The sequence below is a fragment of the Streptomyces sp. TS71-3 genome, assembly GCF_018327685.1.
GTDB lineage: Bacteria > Actinomycetota > Actinomycetes > Streptomycetales > Streptomycetaceae > Streptomyces.
The window spans coordinates 5,181,718-5,202,455 of sequence record NZ_BNEL01000001.1; the positions used below are offsets into that span (position 1 = coordinate 5,181,718).

The following is a 20,738-nucleotide window of genomic DNA, read 5'->3' on the forward strand; positions in this document are numbered from 1 at the left end:
GGGCGCGGTCACGCCCCCGGAGCCGGCCACGCGGCCAGCTCGCGCCCGCTGGTGAACCGGTGGGCGAGTCCCGTCACCGGATCGGTGAACTCCAGAGCCCTGGCCACGAGTTGCAGCGGGCTGCTGAAGTCGTCGTCCGGCACCGGCCCCGTCACCACCGGGTAGAGCGGGTCGCCGAGGATCGGCACGCCGAGCGCGTTCATGTGCACCCGCAGCTGGTGGGTACGCCCGGTGCTGGGCAGCAGCCGGTACCGAGCGAGAGACGCCCGGTGCTCCAACAGCTCCACACGGCTGACGGCGTTGGGCTCGCCCGGTACCTCACGCGCGGCCAGCACCCCGCGGTCCTTCTCGATCCGGCTGCGCACGGTACGGGGCAGGGCGAGCCCGGGGTCGTGGCGGGCGACGGCCTCGTACACCTTGTGGACCAGGCGGTCGCGGAACAGCGTCTGGTACGCGCCGCGTTCCTCCGGCCGCACGGTGAACAGCACCAGGCCGGCGGTGAGCCGGTCCAGGCGGTGGGCGGCGCTGAGGGTGGTCGCCCCCAGCTCCCTGCGCAGCCGGGCGAGCGCGGTCTCCGTGACATGCCCGCCGCGCGGGGTGGTGGCCAGGAAGTGCGGCTTGTCGACGACGACGATGTGCTCGTCCCGGTACACCACGCGAAGGGGGAACGGCACCGGCGTCTCGGGCGCGCGCTCCCGGTGGAACCACACCGTCCCGCCCGGCACGTAAGGGGCGTCGGGCGCCACGGTCCGCCCCGCGCCGTCCACGAACGCACCCTCGCGCAGCATCGTGTCGATCACCTCGGCACCGGGCGCCAGCCGCTCCACGAGGTGGTCCCGGACGGTGCCCCACGCCCCGGCGGCCGGCAGCCTGACCCGCACGGGATCGATGCCGTCGCGCTGGGGGAGGGGTGCCGGCAGGGCCGGCCGCTTGCGTCTCATCACGGCCAAGCGTACGGCGGCGGCCGGGGGCCACCGGACCGGACGTTCGACCGGCGCGGGGGCGGCGCGGCGAACGTCCAGCTGCTGGCCGCGACGGTCACCGTGGCCCGCCGGGCTCTGGCGGCGCACTGGGACTAGGCTGCCGCGATGCCGACAGCCGATCGACCGGAGGCCCAGGTGCCCGTGCAGGAGTACCCGCCGGTACGGGCGGCCGGTCGCGGGCGTGGCTGGTACCGCGGTGACTTCCATGTCCACTCCGCCGTCTCCAGCGGTGGTGAGCTGACGCCCGGGCAGCTCGCCGCCGCGGCGCGCGCGGTGGGCCTCGACTTCCTCGCCGTGACCGAGCACAACACGACCGTCACGCACGGCGCCTGGGGCCCGCACGCGGGCGATGACCTGCTGGTGATCCTGGGGCAGGAGGTCGTCACCCCGTCCGGCCACTGGCTCGCGCTGGGACTCCCGCCGGGGCAGACGGTCGGCGGGCGCGACGGCGACGGCCGCCTCGGGGGCTCCCGGTCGCGGGGGACGGGCGCGGTGACCGGGCGGCATCCCCTCGTGCGGCACCTGGACGAGGTGCACCGGGCCGGTGGGCTCTGCGTGGCCGCCCACCCCCACGCGCCCTACCCCTCGGGCACCTTCACGTACCCGTACGAGGGCTTCGACGCGGTCGAGGTGTGGAACGGGGCGTGGGACTCCGAGGTGCCCTGGCAGGCGGACAACGAGGCGGCTCTCGCGGAGTGGGGGCGCGCTCTGGCCCGGGACGTCCGGCGGGGCCGGTGGCGGCCGGCGATCGGCGACAGCGACGCCCACCTGGAGGGGCAGCTCGGGACGCCGCACACCGTCGTGCCGGCCGACGAGCTGAGTACCGGCGCGATCCTCGCCGCCGTCCGGGCCGGCCGCGGCTGGCTCGCCGCCTCGCGCGCGGTCGAGCTGGCGGTCACGGTCTCGGCCGGCGGGCGCGGCGCCGGGGTGGGGGAGCGGGTGGTCACGGATGGGAGGCCGGCCGTGGTGCGGGTCGGCGTGCAGGGCGTGCCCTCCGGGGTGGTGGGCATCCACACCGAAGCGGGACTCGTCCACCGTGCGGCGCTGCCCGCCGCGGGGTCCGGCAGCGTGGAGTGGCGCACGAGCGCGGCCGACTCGGCGTTCGTCCGTGTCGAGGTCCGCGGGCCCGACGGCCGGATGGCGGCACTCGGCAACCCGGTCCTGCTGAGCTGACGCGCCGACCGAGGCGTGCTTCCGGTGGGTGCCCAGCGGCGAGCCGGTGGCCCGGCCCCGATGCTCCGAGCCCGGCCCGCATGCCTCGGGCTTGTGCCCGGCCCCGGCGTTCCCGGCCGCCCCCGGCGCCCCGCCCAGGCCCGGCTTCCCTGGTTGGCCGCCGTGCACCGAGGTCCGGATCGGTCGGCCCGCCACCGGCCCTCAGGAGGCGGCCGGTGTCTCCTGCTCCGCCTCGACCTGCTCCCGCCACTCCCGCTTGGAGGCGCGCCAGCTCTCGTCGTCGTGGCCGAGGCGCCAGTAACCGGAGACGGACAGGTGCTCCTTCGCCACCTGACGCTCCAGGCGGAGGTGGCGGCGGAGCTCCTTCACCCAGCCGGCCTCGCCGTGCACGAACGCGTGCGGCCGGCCCGCCGGGAAGTCGAGGGCCCGGACGGCCGCCATGAGTGCCTCTCCCACCGGCCGCTCGCCGCGGTGCAGCCAGACCACGTCCGCGTCGGTCGCGATCTTCTGCTCCTCGCCGGGCCCGTCCACCTCGATGAAGGCGTGGACGCGGGCGCCCTCCGGCAGTGCCTCCAGGGCTGCGGCGATGGCGGGCAGCGCGCTCTCGTCGCCCGCCAGCAGGTGCCAGTCGGCTGCCGGATCCGGGGCGTAGCCACCACCGGGGCCGAGGAAGTGCACGGTCTCGCCGGGGCGGGCGTTCACCGCCCAGGGGCCCGCCACGCCCTCGTCGCCGTGGATCACGAAGTCGATGGTCGCCTCGCCGGCCGCCTCGTCCCAGGAGCGCACCGTGTACGCCCGGCTGACCGGCCACTGCTCGCGCGGCAGCTCCTCGCGGATCCGCTCCAGGTCGAAGGGCTCCGGATAGGCCGCGCCGGCGGGGGCGAACAGCAGCTTCACGTAGTGATCGGTGCACTCGCCCACGGGGAATGCGGCGAGGCCCGGTCCGCCGAGCACCACGCGCTGCATGTGCGGGGTCATCCGCTCGGTGCGCACGACCTGCGCGTGGCGGACCCGACGTTGGTTGCCCGCAGGACGATCTGCCATTTCGGCCTCCCGGTAGATCAAGAATGCTTAGGCTTACCTAAGTTAGCATCCGGGTGCCCGATCCGCGCCGGGATATCGCGCTTCAGGGGCCTCCCGGGCCCCTCGCCTCACCCTTCGAGTCCCCCTTCACTATGCCCGGACTCCACCGCCCACCTCACTCCCCGAGGGTGACCAGCAGGCGCCTGAGGGACCCGCCGAGGCCCCATCGGGTCGCCAGCTCGTCCAGGGCGGCCGGATCGCGCGGGGCTCGCGGCACGGTGGTGTCCACGGCGGGCAGCGGGACGTCGGAGGCGACCCTGACCACCTTCGGGGCCACCTCCAGGTACGGCGCGGCCTCCGTGAGCCGCTTGCGCTGCGTGGGGGTGAGCCGGGCGCGTGGATCGGCCACCGCGGCGACGATGCCCGCGAGGTCGCCGAACTCGGCCAGGAGCTTCGCGGCCGTCTTCTCGCCGATGCCGGGCACCCCGGGCAGGCCGTCGCTGGGGTCGCCGCGCAGCAGGGCCAGGTCGGCATAGCCCGCGCCGCCCACGCCGTACTTCTCGCGCAGCAGCGACTCGTCCGTGACCTGCAGCGAACCCACGCCCTTGAGCGGGTAGAGCACCCGCACGCCCCGGGCGTCGTCGACGAGCTGGAACAGGTCCCGGTCGCCCGTGACGATGTCCACCGGGCCGGTGGCGTGCGCGGTGAAGGTGCCGATGACGTCGTCCGCCTCGTAGCCCTCGACGCCGACGCGGGCGATGCCCAGGGCGTCGAGCACCTCCTCGATCACGGGAACCTGCGGCGAGAGGGTGTCCGGCACCTCTTCCTCGTCGGGCCCGCCCGGGACCTCCTCGGCCACCCGGTGGGCCTTGTACGAGGGGATCAGTTCCACGCGCCACGCGGGCCGCCAGTCGGCGTCCATGCAGGCGACCAGCGAGTCCGGGCCGTGGTCGCGCACCAGGCGGTCGATGAACTCCAGCAGGCCGCGCACCGCGTTCACCGGGGTGCCGTCCGGGGCGCGGACGGAGTCCGGAACCCCGAAGTAGGCCCGGAAGTACAGGGATGGGGTGTCTAGCAAAAGGAAATTTCCAGATCTGGTGGTCATGCGGTCAGGATCGCACTGCTGCCCGCTGGACGTGCGAGAACGACGAACGCCCCCGGATATCCCGAGGGCGTTGGTGTGGCCGTCCTGTGGTCAGCAGGCACGCCGTATGGCGTCGTCGTCGGTCCAGTGCGAGGACCGCGGGAGCAACGCCGTGACCAGTGCGCCGTCATCCGCGACGACGATCACGATCCGTTCCGGCCGACGAACCGGCGGCAGCCCTGGTGCGGCTCGACGACCGCCGGGTTACGCCTGCCGTGGTGGCCATTTCTCTCCCCAGCAGGCGAATCTTGTGGTGTAGAAGCGGCGGGCGCTGCGCCATTTGCCGCTCGGAATTGGTGATACCGAGCAAGTCCGGACAGGATGACCCGTCCGTCGTAGCCGAGGAAGCCCACATAGTTGCCCAGTCGCCCCAGGGGCCACGCGGAGACGCGAATTATCCCGGCGATGTCGATCACCATGAAAACCTGATTCTGCTCTGCCGAATCCATCACAAGATGATCGACGACCAAGTCAATGAATGGACCGTCGACAAGCTGAGGGATACCAAACGCAGCCATGAATCGTAAGTTGAGGAGCGCCTGGGCGCCACCCCCCAGCGAGTCCAGCTGATCCCTGACCCCGGTTTCATCTATGCGCGCCAGCTCGCACTCCTCATGACCGGCGGTGCATACGAGGAACCGTGGTCCTGGAAACAGGTCGAGGTGTATGCACCGCGAGCGACAGTGCTCTTTGATGAGGTGGCCAAGCACATGAACTCCGCACCAGCCGATGACGGGGAAGGTACGGCCGCGCCGGAGCCGGGCCAGCCGGGCGCGTAGACGACGAGGGCGACGCCCCGGGACCATCACCCCGGAACGCCGCCCCTCGGTCGTCAGCTGGCCGTCAGTTGTGCCAGTGGATATCAACGCGATCGGGATCGATACCCCGCCGCCCGCGAACGCCTGGCTTGACCACGATGTGCTGAAGCGCGGACGGCTCCCATACCTGGACCGGCTGGCCGTCGGCGTTGGTGACGACCTTCCCCTTGTGCGTCATGTGGCCGAGCGTCGCCGCCTGCGTGAGGACAATACGCAGCGACGTCATCGACCACGCCTTGGCCTTGCGCGGGACCGAGCTGGCTTCGTTGAGCACGTTGGTCGCGTAGTAGACGGATTTGCCGCTCAGGACCAGGTCGGCGGCCTTGCGGACGTACGCGGCTTCGACCGGGTCGACCTCAAGGGCCTTTCCGGCGCCGTCGGAGTTGTCAACGATGCGGTATCCGTACGGTGCCGAGCCTCCTGGCCATCGCTGGGCCTTCACCAGTGCGGCGCGGGCAGCTGTCACACGGTCCCGGATGGTGGCCGCTTCGAACTCGGCAAACACGCCGAGCAACTGGAGCAGCATGCGACCGGCTGACGTCGTCATGTCGAACGGTTCCGTAGCCGAAACCAGGGACACATCGGTCTTCGCCCACTCCTCAGTGAGCGACGCGAGGTCGGACACGGACCGGGCGACGCGGTCGATGCGCCAGACCATGACCGTGTCGACGCGACCGGCGGCGACGGCATCCTGTACCCGGGCAAGGCCAGGACGGTCGAGGCGGGTCTTGGTGGCGGATACGTCGACGTCCTCGATGATGTCGGCGAGGGCCCATCCTCGTGCGTGGCACGTGGCCTGTATGACCTCTCGCTGGCGTTCGATGGACGTGCTCTCGTCCGTTGCCTTGGAGATCCGGGCGTACCCGATGACCCGTCTCGGCGCATGCTCAGTTGTCATTGCGGGTGATGGTAAGGCGCGGCGAGGAGGTGTCGAGCAGCATCAGCCGGCGGGTGTCCTCAGTCACGCACCGCATCATGCCGCACGCCACTGACAGCGCACCCCACCGGCAGTGCATCCCCACCGACAGCGCGCCCCGCTGACCACGCGGCCACCGGACCACGCAGCCACCGGACCACGCAGCCACCGGACCACGTGGCCGCAGGACCACAGCGGCCACCGGACCACAGCGGCCACCGGACCACGGGGGCCACCGGACCGCCCGGCCCCTCGGCCCACTGGTTCACCGGCTCATCACCACCGGACGCCCGACCACCGCATCACGCCCCGCACGAGCGGAGTCAAGCCCCACAGAAGTGAATGGCCTGTGAACTGAAGCACTTGTGTGTTTGCTCCACCTAAGTGAGGGCAGGCGCGCACCCGGAGCGGACCCCGGTCGTGTCAGTTCGACGGAACCGGCCGGTCACGCGGACGGATCATGCCGCTCCACGGCCCGCCGGCGGGGGATACGGGCCGTCGTCCCGGTTCGAGCCGAGAGGTGTATGTGTCCATGCTGCAAGCCGAGCACCTGTACAAAGTGTTCGGCAGACATCCAGGGAAAGCGGTGGACAGCCTCCGCGCCGGGGCTGACCGGGAGGCGCTGCGCGCCGACGGCGCGACGGCCGCGGTGATCGACGCCTCCTTCAGCGTCGAGCCCGGCGAGATCTTCGTCGTGATGGGGCTGTCCGGGTCCGGCAAGTCCACCCTGCTCCGCATGCTCAACGGCCTGCTGGAGCCGACGTCCGGGCATGTCCGCTTCGACGGGCAGGACCTGACCGCGCTGGGCGCGGGCGAGCTGCGCGAGGTGCGGTCGAAGAAGATCAGCATGGTCTTCCAGCACTTCGCCCTCTTCCCGCACCGCAGCGTCCTGGAGAACGCCGCGTACGGCCTCCAGGTGCAGGGCGTGCCGCGCGCCGAGCGCGAGAAGCGCGCACTGGAGGCGCTGGACCTCGCGGGCCTCGCGGGCTGGGAGAAGTCCTGGCCCGACGAGCTGTCCGGCGGCATGCAGCAGCGCGTCGGGCTCGCCAGGGCGCTGGCCACGGATGCCGAGCTGCTGCTGATGGACGAGTCGTTCAGCGCGCTCGACCCGCTGATCAGGCGCGACATGCAGGACCAGCTCCTGGAGCTCCAGAAGCGGCTGAAGAAGACCATCGTCTTCATCACGCACGATCTCAACGAGGCCATGCGCCTCGGCGACCGGATCGCCGTCATGCGCGACGGCGGGATCGTCCAGATCGGCACCGCGGAGGACATCCTGGTGACCCCGGCCAACGACTACGTGGCCGCGTTCACCCAGGACGTCGACCGCTCCCGGGTGCTGACAGCGGGGGCGATCATGGCCGACCCCGACAGTGCCTACGGCACCGCCCCGGACGGCACCCGGCTGCGCACGCCCGAGGACGTGCTCGCCGCCGCTCCGGCCACGGTCAGCGAGGACACGCCGATCATCGAGCTGTTCACGCCCTGCTCCACGAGCGCCACGGCCGTCGCCGTCACGGACGGGGACGGCCGGCTTACCGGAGTCGTGCCGCGCGCCAGGCTGCTCGCCGTGCTCGGCGAGCCGATGGCCCCGCCCGACGAGAACGGCTCCGGCAAGGTGCCGGCCCCGTCCGACCGCAGCGGCGGCGACACCGAGGGCCGGGTGACCGCGGGTGCCTAGGCTCAACTTCGGCAACTGGGTCGAAGACGTCGTCGACTGGCTCCAGACGCACCTGAACTGGCTCTTCGACCTGATCAAGACCGTCCTCGACGGGATGTACCACGGCGTGGACGCCGTCCTCGGGGGCGGTGAGCCGCTGCTGATGGCCGGCATCCTGGCCGTCATCGCCTGGTGGCTGCGCGGCCTGGTTCCGGCCGTCTTCACCTTCGTCGGCTTCGCGCTGATCGACTCGCTCGCCCTGTGGGACGACGCGATGTCGACGCTTTCTCTGGTCGTCGTCGCCGCCGTGATCACCATCGTGCTGGCGGTGCCGCTCGGCATCTGGGCGGCGCGCAACAGCCGGGTGAGCGCCGCGGTACGGCCGGTGCTCGACGTCATGCAGACCATGCCGGCGTTCGTGTACCTGATCCCCGGCGTGATGTTCTTCGGCGTCGGCACCACCCCCGGCATCATCGCCACCATCGTGTTCGCGATGCCGCCCGGCGTGCGGATGACCGAGCTGGGCATCCGGCAGGTCGACGAGGAGCTGGTGGAGGCCGCCGACGCCTTCGGCACCAGCCCCCGCGAGACCCTCACCGGGGTGCAGCTCCCGCTCGCCCTGCCGACGATCATGGCCGGTATCAACCAGGTCATCATGCTGGCGCTGTCCATGGTCGTGATCGGCGGCATGGCCGGTGCGGGCGGGCTCGGCGAGAAGGTGTACGCCGCGATCACCCAGCTCCAGGTCGGCCTGGCCGCCGAGAGCGGCGTGGCGGTCGTCATCCTCGCCATCTACCTGGACCGGATGACGGGCGCCCTGAACCAGCGGGTGTCCCCGCTCGGCCGCCGTGCCGCGGCCAAGGCGGCCGCCGCCGTGCGCCGGTTCCAGTTCGCCCGCTACCGGCCGGGCACCGCGGTCGCCCTGATCGGCGTCGTGGTCCTCGCGCTGGTCGCGGGCGGCCTCAACCTGACGGACTCCGGCGGGAGCGGTGCGCAGGCCGGGGCCGGGGCCGACGTCGGCGCCGGCAAGACCGTCAACATCGGCTACATCCCGTGGGACGAGGGCATCGCCACCACGTTCCTCTGGAAGGACCTGCTGGAGCAGCGCGGCTACACCGTCAACCTCAAGCAGCTCGACGCCGGCCCGCTCTACTCGGGTGTGGCACGCGGTGACGTCGACTTCCAGACGGACTCGTGGCTGCCCAACACGCACAAGGCCTACTGGGACAAGTACAAGAGCCAGCTCGACGACCTGGGCGGCTGGTACGGCCCGACGTCGCTGGAGCTGACGGTCCCGTCGTACATGAAGGGCATCGACTCGCTGTCCGACCTCAAGGGCAAGGGCGGCACGTTCGGCGGGAAGATCACCGGCATCGAGGCCAGCGCTGGTGAGATGACCACCCTGAAGAACAAGGTCATGGGCGCCTACGGCCTGTCGGGCGAGTACAAGGTGGTGACGTCGAGCACCTCCTCGATGCTCGCCGAGCTGGACCGGTCGATCAAGAAGAAGGCCCCCGTCGTCGTCAGCCTCTGGTCGCCGCACTGGGCGTACAAGAAGTACGACCTGAAGAAGCTCAAGGACCCGAAGGGCGCCTGGGGCAAGGGCGAGCAGATCCACACCGTCGCGCACAAGGGCTTCGCGCAGAAGGACCCCACCGTCGCGAACTGGCTGAAGCACTTCAAGCTCAGCGAGCAGCAGCTCACGAGCCTGGAGAACGAGATCCAGAACGCCGGCGAGGGCCACGAGCAGGACGGCGTGAAGGCCTGGCTGAAGAAGAACCCCACCGTGGTGGACAAGCTGGCCCCGGTGCCCGGCGGCCAGGGCGGCCGGCAGGGCAAGGACGCCGGCAAGACCGTCAACCTGGGCTACTTCCCGTGGGACGAGGCGATCGCCTCCACCTACCTCTGGGAGAACATCCTCGAGGACCGCGGCTACAAGACGAACGTGAAGCAGCTCGACCCGGGCCCGCTCTACACGGCGCTGTCCAGAGGCGACATGGACGTCCAGCTGGACTCGTGGCTGCCGACCACGCACAAGCAGTACTGGGAGAGATACAAGAACAACCTCGACGACGTGGGCTCCTGGTACGGGCCGACGTCGCTGGAGCTGACGGTCCCGTCGTACGTGAAGGGCGTCGACTCGCTGTCCGACCTGAAGGGCAAGGGCGGCATGTTCGGCGGGAAGATCATCGGCATCGAGGCCAGCGCCGGTGAGATGTCCATCCTGAACAGCAAGGTGCTCAAGGCCTACGGCCTGGACGGCGAGTACAAGGTGGTGTCGTCGAGCACCTCGTCGATGCTGGCGCAGCTCGACCGGTCGATCAAGCAGAAGCAGCCGGTCGTGGTGGTGCTGTGGACGCCGCACTGGGCGTACGGCAAGTACGACCTGAAGAAGCTCAAGGACCCGCAGGGTGCCTGGGGCAAGGGCGAGCGGATCCACATCGTCGCCCACAAGGGCTTCGACAAGAAGCTCCCGGAGTTCAACGGCTGGCTGAAGAAGTTCAAGCTCAGCGAGAGCGAGCTCGCCTCGCTCGAGGTGGAGATCCAGAAGGGCGGCGCGGGCAACGAGAAGCAGTCCGCCCGGCACTGGCTCGACACCCACCCGGGCATGGAGGACAAGCTCGCACCGGTAGCCGGCTAGCCGGCCGAGACCGTCCACCGCACAGGGGTGGGTTCCGCGCACCGCGGAGCCCACCCCTTCGCCTGTATCGCCGCCGATCCGTCTGTCCCGCGGCACCCTGGGAACCCGAGTGCGAGAACCCGCCACCCGGCGGCGCGGCACCCGGCGGTGCGCGCGCTCCCCGGTGAACGCGCACCGCGGTGAGGGACCGCGGTGGAGCGCGCGGAGGGGTGCGCGCGACGGGCTGTAAGCAGGAGCACAGCACAAGCGGATGCGACCGTTTACCGAACGTGCGTAAGGTGCAGGAAACTTCACAGGGCGGCACCGTGCGGTGCCGTACCGCAATCCATGACGGTCTGCACCGGAACGAACGGCCGAATGCGCGGGACCATGGAGACTTGAGACGACGCACGGCGGACACGACGCACGGGAGGGAGCCGGAGCGATGGACGACAAAGAGACACCTCGGGTGGGCGCGGCCGTCCGCCGGCGGCGCAGGGCCCTGGAGCTCACCCTCGCCGTCGTCGCCGAGCGCAGCGGCCTCTCCGTGCCCTTCCTGAGCCAGGTGGAGAACGAGCGTGCGCGCCCCAGCATGCGCTCCCTGGAGAAGGTCGCCGACGCCCTGTGCACGACCGCCGTCGAGCTGCTGGCCGCCGCCGACCCGGCGCGCAGCGTGGACGTGGTACGCGCCGACGACGGCCAGGGCCTGCCCCCGGTGGGCGGTCTGGTGCGCCAGCTGGTGCGCGGCCACCACCACCTCCAGGCGATGGAGTTCACCGGCGACCACGACGCGGGCCGCGAGTTCCAGCACCGCAACGACGAGCTGCTCTACGTCGCCGACGGTGCCGCTGAGGTGGAGGCGGAGGGCAGCGCCTACCGCCTGGGCCGTGGCGATGCCCTGTACATGACCGGCGGCGTCCGGCACCGCTGGCGCGCGACGGAACCGGACACCCGGATCGTCGTGGTGGCCCTCGCCGACCACATCGACGCGGTGGAGGACCGCCGCTGACGGCCCTCCGGACCGGGGCGCCCTTTCCGGCTCCGGAGCACTCCTGACTCGGACCGTGCCGGGTGTGGACCCGGCCACCGCCCCTCCGGCCCGCCGTACGGACCCGCCGCCGTCCATTCGCTTCGTCCCGTCGCCGTACGGACCCGGCACTGCCCCCTTCGGCCCGTGCCGCCGCACGGACCCGCCACTGCTCCCCACGGAGGAACGCACCGCGGGAATCCGCCGCCGCCCGCCGCCGCTCGCCGGCACCCCGCCGGCACCGCCGTGAACGGTCACCCTGTGTCGTGCGTGCAGGTCAGAGGCGGCTGGATCGGCCGTTTGGAAGGGCCCGGACGGGGGATGCCCGAGTGGCGGGCGGCACCGGGAGCACGGAGGATGCTGGCATGCCTGCCTTTGCCACCGATGTCCCGCCCGCGCCCGGTGTCCGCACCCCCTGGGAGCGTCTTCCGGGGCGTGTCCGCGATGCCGTCGCGGAGATCCTGGGCGGCCAGGTGGAGACCGCGACCACCCAGCGCGGCGGGTTCTCGCCCGGCGTGGCCGCCCGGGTCGGCACGGTGGACGGGCGGCGGGCCTTCGTGAAGGCGGTGAGCTGCGAGGCGGGAGCCGCCACCCCCGGCATGCACCGCACGGAGGCCCGGCACACGGCTGCCCTGCCCTCCCGGGTGGCCGCGCCCCAGCTGCTCGGCAGCTACGACGACGGCACCTGGGTCGCCCTGGTCTTCGAGGACATCCCCGGCCACCAGCCCCACATCCCCTGGCGGGCCGACGAGCTGGGCCGCGTGCTGGCAGCCGTGCAGGACCTGGCCGGCACGCTCACCCCCTCGCCGGTCGACGCACCCTCCGTGGCGGTGCGTCAGGCGGACGCGTTCTCCGGCTGGCAGGAGCTCCTGGCGAGCGGGGACACCCGGGGCCTCGACCCCTGGGCCGTGCGCCACCTGCCGTACCTCGCCGACCTGAGCGCGCCCTGGGCCGAGCACGCGGCCGGCGACACCCTCACCCACGGCGACCTGCGCGCCGACAACATCCTGCTCACCGCGGACGGCGGCGTGACCTTCGTCGACTGGCCGCACGCCTCGCTCGCCGCGCCCTGGTTCGACCTCCTGACGCTGCTGCCCGGGGTGCGGGCACAGGGCGGGCCGCCGCCGGAGGAGGTCTTCACGTCCCATCCGCTCGGCCGCAGGGCCGATCCGGCCGGGGTGACGGCGGTGCTCGCGGCCCTGGCGGGCCACCTCGTCGCGCATGCCCGCCGGCCCTCGCCGCCGGGGCTGCCCCCGGTGCGCGCGTTCCAGTACGCGCAGGGGGTCGTCGCGCTCGGCTGGCTCAGGACACGACTGGCGAAGCGGCCCGTACGAGGTCCTGCATGACCCGGGGGTCGTCGGCCATCTCCGGATGCCACTGCACGCCCAGCACCCAGGGCGCTCCGGGCAGCTCCACGGCCTCCACGGTCCCGTCTGCCGCGCGGGCGGAGACCACCAGGCCGCTGCCCAGCCGGTCCAGGGCCTGGTGATGGTGGACGGCCACGCCGGACTCCTCCGGCACCAGCGATGCGTACCGGGTGCCCGGCACCGGGACCACGGAGTGCGTGCCGAAGACGCCCGGACGGTCGTCCCCGTGGCCGTCCAGGTGCTGCACGAGGGTGCCGCCGAGGGCGACGTTCAGGGCCTGCATGCCCCGGCAGATCGCCAGCATCGGGGTGCCGGCCGCCAGGGCGGCGTCGATCAGGGCCAGCTCCCACGTGTCCCGCTCGTGCGCGGGCGGGCCGGTCCGCGGGTCGCGCTCCGCGCCGTACCGGTCGGGGTCGACGTCCGGGCCGCCCGAGATGACGAGACCGTCGAGCCGCTCGATGGCCGCGGCCGCGTGGTCGGGGGAGTCCGGCGGGAGCATGACGGCTATGCCGCCCGCGGCCTGCACCAGCCGGCGGTAGCCGTCCGGCAGCAGCGCCGCGGGCAGCGTCCACACGCCCCAGCGCACCTCGGACTCCAGATACGTACTGACGCCGATCAGCGGTCTGCCCACCTGGTCCTCCTCCAGCCGATCCGACCCCAAAGGAATGCTTGCATACCTTTGGGGACCAGGCGAACCACACCGGCCCCCGGCCGCCGGCGGCCGCACCGGTGGCCTCGGCCGGCCCGTCAGGACCGGGCGCGGGACCGCGGCCGCGTCACGCGAGGAAGCCCCGCAGCAGCGCGGCCGTCCCCGCGCAGTGCTCCCGCATCACGGCTCCCGCGGACACCGCGTCGCCGTCCAGCACGGCACGCACCAGGGCCGTGTGCTGCGCTTGCGAGTGCTCCAGGTTGCGCACCAGCAGCGGGATGCAGTCCAGCAGGTCGTTCAGGGCCGCCCGGACGGCCGCGTACTGGCCGGCCAGCGTCGGGGAGCCGCACAGCTCGGCGAGGGTGAGGTGCAGCAGGGTGTCCTGGCGCCGGTACTCGGTCAGCGGCGCGTCATGGGTGCGCGCCAGCGCGCCGCGCAGCCTGGCCGCGTCCCGCCCGGCCAGGCCGTGCGCGGCGCACAGCTCCGCGGCGCCGGTCTCCAGCACGACGCGGAACCGCAGCACGTCCTCCACGTCGACCGCGCCGACCCGGCGCCGCAGCTCCGCCTCGCCGGGCGTGCCGGCCCTGGGCACCACGAACGTCCCGCCGTACCGGCCGCGCCGCGACTCGACGAGGCCCTGCTCCTGGAGCACCTTGAGCACCTCGCGCAGCGTGACCCGGCTGATGCCGAGCAGTCCCGCCAGCTCGCGCTCGGACGGCAGCCGGCCGCCGCCGGGCACCAGGCCCAGCCGGACGATCTGCAGGATCTGCTCCAGCGCCTCCTCGAAGCCGTTGCCCGTGTGCACCGGACGCAGCAGCGCCGCCGGCGAACCGTCGGCCGGCGCACCGGCCGAGGCGTCCGGGCCGCCGTCCGGCCCCGGCTCGTCCGTGCGCGCACCGCCCCCGCTCCCCGACATGCGCCCGTGCCCCCTTCACAACCAATGGTCTACGGCAATACCTTATGGGGCGGCTGACAGAAGGAGACCTCCCCGTGGCAGACCGCACACCCCCGCTCACCGTCGAGGAGTTGACGGCCCTGGTCGCGGGCGGTGAGCTCGACACCGTCGTGCTGGCCTTCCCGGACATGCAGGGGCGCCTCCAGGGCAAGCGCTTCGCCGCCCGCTTCTTCCTCGACGAGGTCCTCCGGCACGGCACGGAGGCCTGCAACTACCTGCTCGCCGTCGACACCGACATGAACACCGTCGACGGGTACGCGATGTCCTCCTGGGAGCAGGGCTACGGCGACTTCGCGCTGCACCCCGACACGGCCACCCTGCGCCGGGTGCCCTGGAACGAGGGCACGGCCCTGCTGCTCGCCGACCTCTCCTGGGAGGACGGCACCCCGGTCGCGGCCTCCCCGCGGCAGATACTGCGCCGCCAGATCGACCGGCTCGCCGCGCACGGCCTCACCGCCCAGGTCGGCACGGAGCTGGAGTTCATCGTCTTCAGGGACACCTACGAGCAGGCCTGGAACGCCCGCTACCGCGACCTCACCCCGGCCAACCAGTACAACGTCGACTACTCCGTGCTCGGCACCGGCCGCATCGAGCCCCTGCTGCGGCGCATCCGCAACGACATGGCCGGCGCCGGATTCACCGTCGAGTCCGCGAAGGGCGAGTGCAACCCCGGCCAGCACGAGATCGTCTTCCGCTACACGGACGCCCTGACCACCTGCGACCAGCACGCGATCTACAAGACCGGCGCCAAGGAGATCGCCGCCCAGCAGGGCATGGCGCTCACCTTCATGGCCAAGTACAACGAGCGCGAGGGCAACTCCTGCCACATCCACCTCTCGCTCACCGACGCCGACGGCGCCACCAGCGTGATGCCCGGTGACGGCGAGGCGGGCATGTCGCCGCTGATGCGGCACTTCCTGGCCGGACAGCTCGCCGCGCTCCGCGACTTCGCGCTGCTCTACGCCCCGGGCATCAACTCCTACAAGCGGTTCCAGCCCGGTTCCTTCGCGCCCACCGCGGTCGCCTGGGGCCTGGACAACCGCACCTGCGCGCTGCGGGTCGTCGGCCACGGCCGCTCGCTGCGCTTCGAGAACCGGCTGCCCGGCGGGGACGTCAACCCCCACCTCGCCGTCGCCGGCATGATCGCCGCCGGCCTGCACGGCATCGAGGAGCGGCTCGAACTGCCCCCGGTCTGCCCCGGCAACGCCTACTCCGCGGGCTACCCGCAGGTGCCCGCCACGCTGCGCGAGGCCGCCGGGCTCTGGGCCGACAGCGCCCTGGCCCGCGCCGCCTTCGGCGACGAGGTGGTCGAGCACTACCGCACCATGGCCCGTGTCGAGCTGGACGCCTTCGACGCCGCCGTCACCGACTGGGAGCTGCGCCGCTCCTTCGAACGCATGTGAGGACCGAAGTGCCCGAGACAGCGAACGACACCGCAGGACCCGCCGCGGTACCGCGGGCCGGCACCGACCCCACCGAGCTCCTGGTGCGCAATCCCGCCACCGAGGAGGTCGTCGCCACCGTCCCCGCCGCCACCGCCGGGGACGTGGACGTCGCGGTCCGCAGGGCCGCCGCCGCCCAGCGGACCTGGGCGGCCCTGGCACCCGGCGACCGCGCCCGGCTGCTGCGCCGCTTCGCCTCCGCCGTCGACGACCACCGCGAGGAACTGGCGCAGCTGGAGGTCACGGAGGCGGGCCACGTCGTCGGCAATGCCCGCTGGGAGGCGGGAAACGTCCGCGACCTGCTCGACTACGCGGCCGGGGGAGTGGAACGGCTGACCGGCCGGCAGATCCCGGTGCCCGGCGGGATGGACGTCACCCTCCTGGAGCCCCTCGGCGTGGTCGGCGTCATAGCGCCCTGGAACTTCCCGATGCCCATCGCCGCCTGGGGCACCGCGCCCGCGCTCGCCGCCGGCAACGCCGTCCTGCTCAAGCCCGCCGAGACCACCCCGCTGACCGCCCTGCGGCTCGCCGAACTCGCCCTCGCGGCCGGCCTGCCCGAGAACCTCTTCCAGGTCCTTGCGGGCACCGGCCCGACCACGGGCACCGCGCTGGTCGAGCACCCCGGCGTCGCGAAGATCGTCTTCACCGGCTCCACGCGGGTCGGCAAGGAGATCATGGCCCGCTGCGCCCAGCAGGTGAAGCGGCTCACCCTGGAGCTCGGCGGCAAGAACCCCAACATCGTCTTCGCCGACGCCGACCTCGAACAGGCCGCCGCCAGTGCCCCGATGGCCTTCCTGGACAACGCGGGACAGGACTGCTGCGCCCGCACCCGCATCCTCGTCCAGCGCTCCGTCCACGACCGCTTCCTGGAACTGCTCGCACCGGCCGTGGCCGGCGTCACCGTCGGGGATCCCGCGGACGAGGGCACGGACATGGGCCCGTTGATCTCGGCCTCCCAGCTCGACCGGGTACGCGGCTACGTGCCGGACGGCGCCGCCGCGATCCGCGGCAGCGCGCCCGCAGGACCCGGCTACTGGTTCCCGCCGACCGTCCTGACCGGAGTGGACCCCGCCTCGCCGGTCGCCTGCGAGGAGGTCTTCGGCCCGGTCGCGGTGATCGTGCCCTTCGACGACGAGGCCGACGCCGTACGGCTCGCGAACGCCACCTCCTATGGCCTCTCCGGCTCCATCTGGACCCGCGACGTGGGCCGTGCGCTGCGGATGTCGTCGGCGGTCGCGGCCGGCAACCTCTCCGTCAACTCCCACGCCAGCGTCCGCTACTGGACCCCGTTCGGCGGCTTCCGCCAGTCGGGCCTCGGGCGCGAGCTCGGCCCCGACGCGCTCGCCGCCTTCACCGAGACCAAGAACGTCTTCATCGCCACGGAGGCCTGAAGCCATGCCCGAGAACACCACTGTCGACGACGGGGCCGCCCCGCCCGTCTGCCGCCGGCTGGGGGGCCGCACCGCCGTGATCACCGGCGCCGGCAGCGGCATCGGCCTGGCCACCGCGCGCCGGCTGGCCTCCGAAGGCGCGCACGTGGTCTGCGGCGACATCGACGAGCGGGCCGGCAGGGCCGCCGCGGAGGAGATCGGCGGCACCTTCGTGCAGGTGGACGTCACCGACGCGGGACAGGTCGACACGCTCTTCAAGGTCGCCAACGACACCTACGGGTCCGTCGACGTCGCCTTCAACAACGCGGGCATCTCGCCGCCCGAGGACGACTCCATCCTTCAGACGGGCCTCGCGGCATGGCGGAGGGTGCAGGAGGTCAACCTCACCTCCGTCTACCTCTGCTGCAAGGCCGCCCTGCCCTACATGCGCCGCCAGCGGCGCGGCTCCATCATCAACACCGCCTCCTTCGTGGCCCTCATGGGCGCCGCGACGTCGCAGATCTCCTACACCGCCTCCAAGGGAGGCGTGCTCGCGATGTCGCGCGAGCTGGGAGTGCAGTTCGCACGGGAGGGCATCCGGGTGAACGCGCTCTGCCCGGGCCCCGTCAACACCCCGCTGCTCCAGGAGCTGTTCGCCAAGGACCCGGAGCGGGCCGCGCGGCGCCTGGTGCACATCCCGGTGGGGCGGTTCGCGGAGGCCACCGAGATCGCCGCCGCCGTCGCCTTCCTCGCCAGCGACGACTCCTCCTTCGTCAACGCCACGGACTTCGTCGTGGACGGCGGCATCGCCGGCGCGTACGTCACCCCGCTGTAGCAGCCCCGCGGGGAACGGACGAGCCGTCAGGGCGGGGGGAGGGAACGGCAGGTGGGCCGCGGTGACCGGCGGTCCGGACCCCGTGTCCTGACGCGTGTTCTACAGTTCCGGGCATGAGCATGACGCCGCAGCCCGGCTGGTATCCCGACCCGTCGGAGCCGGCCACGGAGCGCTGGTGGGACGGGGCGGCCTGGACCGACCACCGCAGGCCGGCGGCTCTCATGCCGCCCCAGGCGCCGACGGTCCCGATGGGGTTCGGGCCGCCCGCACCGGCGCCCGGCCGCGGCCAGGGACGCGGCAAGGCCATCGCGCTCACGGTCTCCGCGCTGGTCGTGGTCGCGGCGGTGGTCGTCGGCGCCGTCGTGCTCGGCGGCGGGGACGGCGCCACGCCGGCGGATCCGGGAAACGGCTCCACCGCATCGCCCCCGGCGGGCGCCGGGCCCACCCCGACGCCCACCGACTCCCCGCCCTCCTCGCCCTCCGGCGCGGACGCCTCCGTGGCCGTGGACGAGCTCGACGGGATCACGCTGCCGGTGCTCGACGGCTGGGCCAAGGCCGAGTACGTCGTGGACGACACCATCCTGCTCACCACCCCCGGCACCTACGACTGCCCCGGGGACGGCAACCTGTGCCGCCACGGCCGGGTCGGCTCCAGCACGGTCACCAGCACCGACGAGACATCACCGAAGGCGGTGGCCAGGAAGGACGTCGGCGACGCCGCCGACCACTTCTACGACCGCGACGGGACGGGCTCGCGCCCCTACGACGGCCTCACGTCGCACCAGCAGATCAAGGAAGGCTCCGTCACGGTCGCGGGGCGCCCCGGGTACATGGTGCGCTGGCGGGTGCGGACCGCCTCGGGGCCCGGGGGATACGTCGAGTCGCTGGTGTTCCCCGCCAGCACCGGGCCCCAGTCGCTGGTGTCCGTGCGCTTCGCCTTCGACGCCGGCCCGGACGGGCCGCCGCTCGCCGACATGGACCGGATCACCAAGGGCATCAGGCCCGTCGGCGGCGCCGCGACCGGCGGAGGGGTCGGCAGCAGCGTGGGGCCCTCGCGGTAACGGCGCCTGCGGCGGAGGGCGGCCGGGAGACCCGTCCCCCGGAACGCGGCCCGGGGCCGGGCCCCGCGACGCGGGAGGGGCGGCGTCACCGGCGGGCGTCAGAGGAACGCGTGCCCCTCGCCGCGGTAGGTGGGCACCGTCGCCGTCACCTGATCGCCCTCGACCAGATGCAGCGCGTTGAACCGCTCGCACAGCTCACCGGCCTTGGCGTGCCGGAACCACACCTTGTCCCCGATCAGCAGGTCGTCCGCGGGGGAGCCGAGCAGCGGGGTCTGCACCTCGCCGGGCCCCTCCTGCGGCGCGTACCTCAGCCCCTGGGGGAGGTACGGCACCGGGAGCCGGTCCCGTCCGGCCGGGCCCGAGGCGGGGTAGCCGCCGCCCAGCACCGTCACCACCCCGACCCCCGGCCTGCGCACCACCGGCAGCGCGAAGAGCGCGGCGGGACGGCCGCGGAACGACGTGTAGTCGTCGAACAGCCGCGGCACGTAGAGCCCGGAGCCGGCGGCGATCTCCGTGACCGCGTCCTCGCCGGCGGTGTGCTGCACGCTGCCGGTGCCTCCGCCGTTCACGAACTCCAGGTCCGGCGCGACGGCACGCACCGCGTGCACCGCCTGGGCGCGCCGTGCCGCCAGCTCCCCACGGGCCGCTGCCTGCATCATCCGCACCGCACGCGACCGCATGGGCCGGCCCCGCACCGCGTCGCCCACGCCTGCGATGTGGCCCTCGTACCCCATCACGCCCACCAGCCGGAACCCGGGCCGGCGCAGCACCGCACGGGCCACGTCCGCGAGGTCCGCGGGCGAGTGCAGCGGCGAGCGGTGGGTGCCCACCCTGACCCGGCCGCCGAACAGGTGCAGGGAGGTGTCGAGTTCCAGACAGACCCGGATGGTCTCGCGCCCACCCGCGCGCGCCTCGTCGATCAGCCGCAGCTGCTCGGGATCGTCGATCATCACCGTGACGGCCGAGGCCAGCTTGGGGTCCCCGGCCAGTTCGGCGTACGCCGCCCGGTCCATGGAGGGGTAGGCGAGCAGCACGTCGTCGAAGCCGGATCCGGCCAGCCAGAGGGACTCCGCCAGCGTGAACGCCATGACTCCGGAGAAGCCGTCCCTCTCCAGCACCCGCTCCAGCAGCGCACGGCACCGGACGGACTTGCTGGCCACCCTGATCGGCTTGCCGCCCGCCCGCCGCACGAGGTCCGCGGCGTTGGCGTCGAAGGCTTCCAGGTCCACCATCGCGAGCGGCGCGTCCAGACGCGCGGTGGCACGGTCGTAACGGACGCGGTCCGCAGAGGGGGCGCTCATGACCGCAGGGTGCCAGACGGCTCCTGCCAGGGGTAGAGCACGTGCGGCGGAACGTGTGTGACGGCCAGGGCAACGGGGAGAGAAGGAAAGGAACTGGGAGAGAATACGGAGGGGATGGGCCGGATCCGGGGAGGCCGCGGGACGATACGGACAGATCAACTCTGGCTTGCGGACCGGTTCTCCTCGCACCCGTGCCAGCCCGTAGAGTGACGCGCACGCGGGAGGAGCGTACGTGTTCCGGGCCGCGTCACCGGGTGCACGCACCAGCGGCGGTCACCGGTCAGGGGTGCCGGTACGAGGAAGCGGGGGGCGCATGAGTACGGAGACGCAGCGCTCGTCCGTTCCGCCCAGACCCGCGGTACCCCCCGAGCAGCCGCCGTCCGCGGCGCCCTCC

17 protein-coding genes are annotated in these 20,738 nt (G+C 72.7%); 10 read left to right on the forward strand and 7 right to left on the reverse strand.

Going from position 1 to position 20,738, the window contains the following annotated elements; translation table 11 throughout:
• Window positions 1-8: 8 nt before the first annotated feature.
• The gene (locus Sm713_RS21070; protein WP_212911120.1) at window positions 9-941 is read right to left on the reverse strand and encodes an RluA family pseudouridine synthase; all 933 of its coding nucleotides are present in this window, start codon (window positions 939-941) and stop codon (window positions 9-11) included.
• Window positions 942-1,088: 147 nt separating this feature from the next.
• Between Sm713_RS21070 and Sm713_RS21075 the strand changes: the two genes are divergently transcribed.
• Entirely contained in the window at window positions 1,089-2,156 is a 1,068-nt protein-coding gene (locus tag Sm713_RS21075; RefSeq protein WP_212911121.1) for a CehA/McbA family metallohydrolase, read from the forward strand.
• Between the two features lie 201 nt (window positions 2,157-2,357).
• Here the strand turns inward: Sm713_RS21075 and Sm713_RS21080 are convergent, their stop codons facing one another.
• Both Sm713_RS21080 and Sm713_RS21085 read right to left on the reverse strand, forming a co-directional pair.
• On the reverse strand, window positions 2,358-3,200 hold the full coding sequence (locus Sm713_RS21080) for a siderophore-interacting protein (protein ID WP_212911122.1): 843 nt from the start codon (window positions 3,198-3,200) through the stop codon (window positions 2,358-2,360).
• 154 nt (window positions 3,201-3,354) lie between these two features.
• A complete protein-coding gene (locus Sm713_RS21085; RefSeq protein WP_212911123.1) occupies window positions 3,355-4,284 on the reverse strand; it encodes a 5'-3' exonuclease in 930 nt (309 codons plus the stop codon).
• A 335-nt stretch (window positions 4,285-4,619) separates the two neighbouring features.
• Here Sm713_RS21085 and Sm713_RS41730 point away from each other — a divergent pair, with 335 nt between their 5' ends.
• Window positions 4,620-4,850, forward strand: coding sequence for an HNH endonuclease signature motif containing protein (locus tag Sm713_RS41730; RefSeq protein WP_374196059.1), 231 nt, complete (start codon window positions 4,620-4,622; stop codon window positions 4,848-4,850).
• 316 nt (window positions 4,851-5,166) lie between these two features.
• Here Sm713_RS41730 and Sm713_RS21095 read toward each other — a convergent pair whose 3' ends face one another.
• Window positions 5,167-6,039: a recombinase family protein gene (locus Sm713_RS21095; protein ID WP_212911125.1), complete on the reverse strand. Its 873-nt coding sequence runs from the start codon at window positions 6,037-6,039 to the stop codon at window positions 5,167-5,169.
• A 544-nt stretch (window positions 6,040-6,583) separates the two neighbouring features.
• Between Sm713_RS21095 and Sm713_RS21100 the strand changes: the two genes are divergently transcribed.
• The 4 genes from Sm713_RS21100 (at window position 6,584) to Sm713_RS21115 (ending at window position 12,710) form a co-directional block, all read left to right on the forward strand.
• On the forward strand, window positions 6,584-7,738 hold the full coding sequence (locus Sm713_RS21100; protein WP_283249786.1) for a glycine betaine/L-proline ABC transporter ATP-binding protein: 1,155 nt from the start codon (window positions 6,584-6,586) through the stop codon (window positions 7,736-7,738).
• Window positions 7,731-10,358, forward strand: coding sequence for an ABC transporter permease/substrate binding protein (locus Sm713_RS21105; protein WP_212911127.1), 2,628 nt, complete (start codon window positions 7,731-7,733; stop codon window positions 10,356-10,358). Before Sm713_RS21100 ends, Sm713_RS21105 begins: the two co-directional genes overlap by 8 nt.
• Before the next feature lie 424 nt (window positions 10,359-10,782).
• Window positions 10,783-11,346, forward strand: coding sequence for a helix-turn-helix domain-containing protein (locus tag Sm713_RS21110; RefSeq protein WP_212911128.1), 564 nt, complete (start codon window positions 10,783-10,785; stop codon window positions 11,344-11,346).
• Between the two features lie 383 nt (window positions 11,347-11,729).
• The gene (locus tag Sm713_RS21115; protein WP_212911129.1) at window positions 11,730-12,710 is read left to right on the forward strand and encodes a phosphotransferase family protein; all 981 of its coding nucleotides are present in this window, start codon (window positions 11,730-11,732) and stop codon (window positions 12,708-12,710) included.
• Here the strand turns inward: Sm713_RS21115 and Sm713_RS21120 are convergent.
• Both Sm713_RS21120 and Sm713_RS21125 read right to left on the reverse strand, forming a co-directional pair.
• Entirely contained in the window at window positions 12,667-13,362 is a 696-nt protein-coding gene (locus Sm713_RS21120; RefSeq protein ID WP_212911130.1) for a gamma-glutamyl-gamma-aminobutyrate hydrolase family protein, read from the reverse strand. The genes Sm713_RS21115 and Sm713_RS21120 overlap by 44 nt on opposite strands.
• A 145-nt stretch (window positions 13,363-13,507) precedes the next feature.
• Entirely contained in the window at window positions 13,508-14,296 is a 789-nt protein-coding gene (locus tag Sm713_RS21125) for a FadR/GntR family transcriptional regulator (protein ID WP_212911131.1), read from the reverse strand.
• Window positions 14,297-14,370: 74 nt separating this feature from the next.
• On the opposite strand from Sm713_RS21125, the gene Sm713_RS21130 reads away from it, so the two are divergent.
• The 4 genes from Sm713_RS21130 to Sm713_RS21145 all read left to right on the forward strand — a co-directional run bounded on the left by Sm713_RS21130 (window position 14,371) and on the right by Sm713_RS21145 (window position 19,043).
• On the forward strand, window positions 14,371-15,738 hold the full coding sequence (locus tag Sm713_RS21130; protein ID WP_212911132.1) for a glutamine synthetase family protein: 1,368 nt from the start codon (window positions 14,371-14,373) through the stop codon (window positions 15,736-15,738).
• A gap of 80 nt (window positions 15,739-15,818) precedes the next feature.
• Window positions 15,819-17,168 (forward strand): aldehyde dehydrogenase, encoded by a 1,350-nt coding sequence (locus tag Sm713_RS21135; RefSeq protein ID WP_249416648.1) that lies wholly within the window; start codon window positions 15,819-15,821, stop codon window positions 17,166-17,168.
• 4 nt (window positions 17,169-17,172) lie between these two features.
• Window positions 17,173-17,982, forward strand: a complete 810-nt coding sequence (locus tag Sm713_RS21140; RefSeq protein WP_212911133.1) for a 3-oxoacyl-ACP reductase — start codon at window positions 17,173-17,175, stop codon at window positions 17,980-17,982.
• Between the two features lie 113 nt (window positions 17,983-18,095).
• Window positions 18,096-19,043 carry a DUF2510 domain-containing protein gene (locus tag Sm713_RS21145; protein ID WP_212911134.1) on the forward strand — a complete coding sequence of 316 codons (948 nt, stop codon included), beginning with the start codon at window positions 18,096-18,098 and terminating at the stop codon, window positions 19,041-19,043.
• Window positions 19,044-19,141: 98 nt separating this feature from the next.
• Here the strand turns inward: Sm713_RS21145 and Sm713_RS21150 are convergent, their stop codons facing one another.
• Window positions 19,142-20,344, reverse strand: a complete 1,203-nt coding sequence (locus Sm713_RS21150; protein ID WP_212911135.1) for an amino acid deaminase/aldolase — start codon at window positions 20,342-20,344, stop codon at window positions 19,142-19,144.
• Window positions 20,345-20,738 lie beyond the last annotated feature (394 nt).

What these genes read in the sequence shown, in the direction of transcription:
- Sm713_RS21075 (WP_212911121.1), top strand. Translation starts at nt 1,089, where the DNA reads ATGCCGACAGCCGATCGACCGGAGGCCCAGGTGCCCGTGCAGGAGTAC.
- Sm713_RS21110 (WP_212911128.1), top strand. Translation starts at nt 10,783, where the DNA reads ATGGACGACAAAGAGACACCTCGGGTGGGCGCGGCCGTCCGCCGGCGG.
- Sm713_RS21145 (WP_212911134.1), top strand. Translation starts at nt 18,096, where the DNA reads ATGAGCATGACGCCGCAGCCCGGCTGGTATCCCGACCCGTCGGAGCCG.
- Sm713_RS21125 (WP_212911131.1), bottom strand. Translation starts at nt 14,296, where the DNA reads ATGTCGGGGAGCGGGGGCGGTGCGCGCACGGACGAGCCGGGGCCGGAC.
- Sm713_RS21070 (WP_212911120.1), bottom strand. Translation starts at nt 941, where the DNA reads ATGAGACGCAAGCGGCCGGCCCTGCCGGCACCCCTCCCCCAGCGCGAC.
- Sm713_RS21150 (WP_212911135.1), bottom strand. Translation starts at nt 20,344, where the DNA reads ATGAGCGCCCCCTCTGCGGACCGCGTCCGTTACGACCGTGCCACCGCG.
- Sm713_RS21115 (WP_212911129.1), top strand. Translation starts at nt 11,730, where the DNA reads ATGCCTGCCTTTGCCACCGATGTCCCGCCCGCGCCCGGTGTCCGCACC.
- Sm713_RS21140 (WP_212911133.1), top strand. Translation starts at nt 17,173, where the DNA reads ATGCCCGAGAACACCACTGTCGACGACGGGGCCGCCCCGCCCGTCTGC.
- Sm713_RS21080 (WP_212911122.1), bottom strand. Translation starts at nt 3,200, where the DNA reads ATGGCAGATCGTCCTGCGGGCAACCAACGTCGGGTCCGCCACGCGCAG.
- Sm713_RS21095 (WP_212911125.1), bottom strand. Translation starts at nt 6,039, where the DNA reads ATGACAACTGAGCATGCGCCGAGACGGGTCATCGGGTACGCCCGGATC.
- Sm713_RS21085 (WP_212911123.1), bottom strand. Translation starts at nt 4,284, where the DNA reads ATGACCACCAGATCTGGAAATTTCCTTTTGCTAGACACCCCATCCCTG.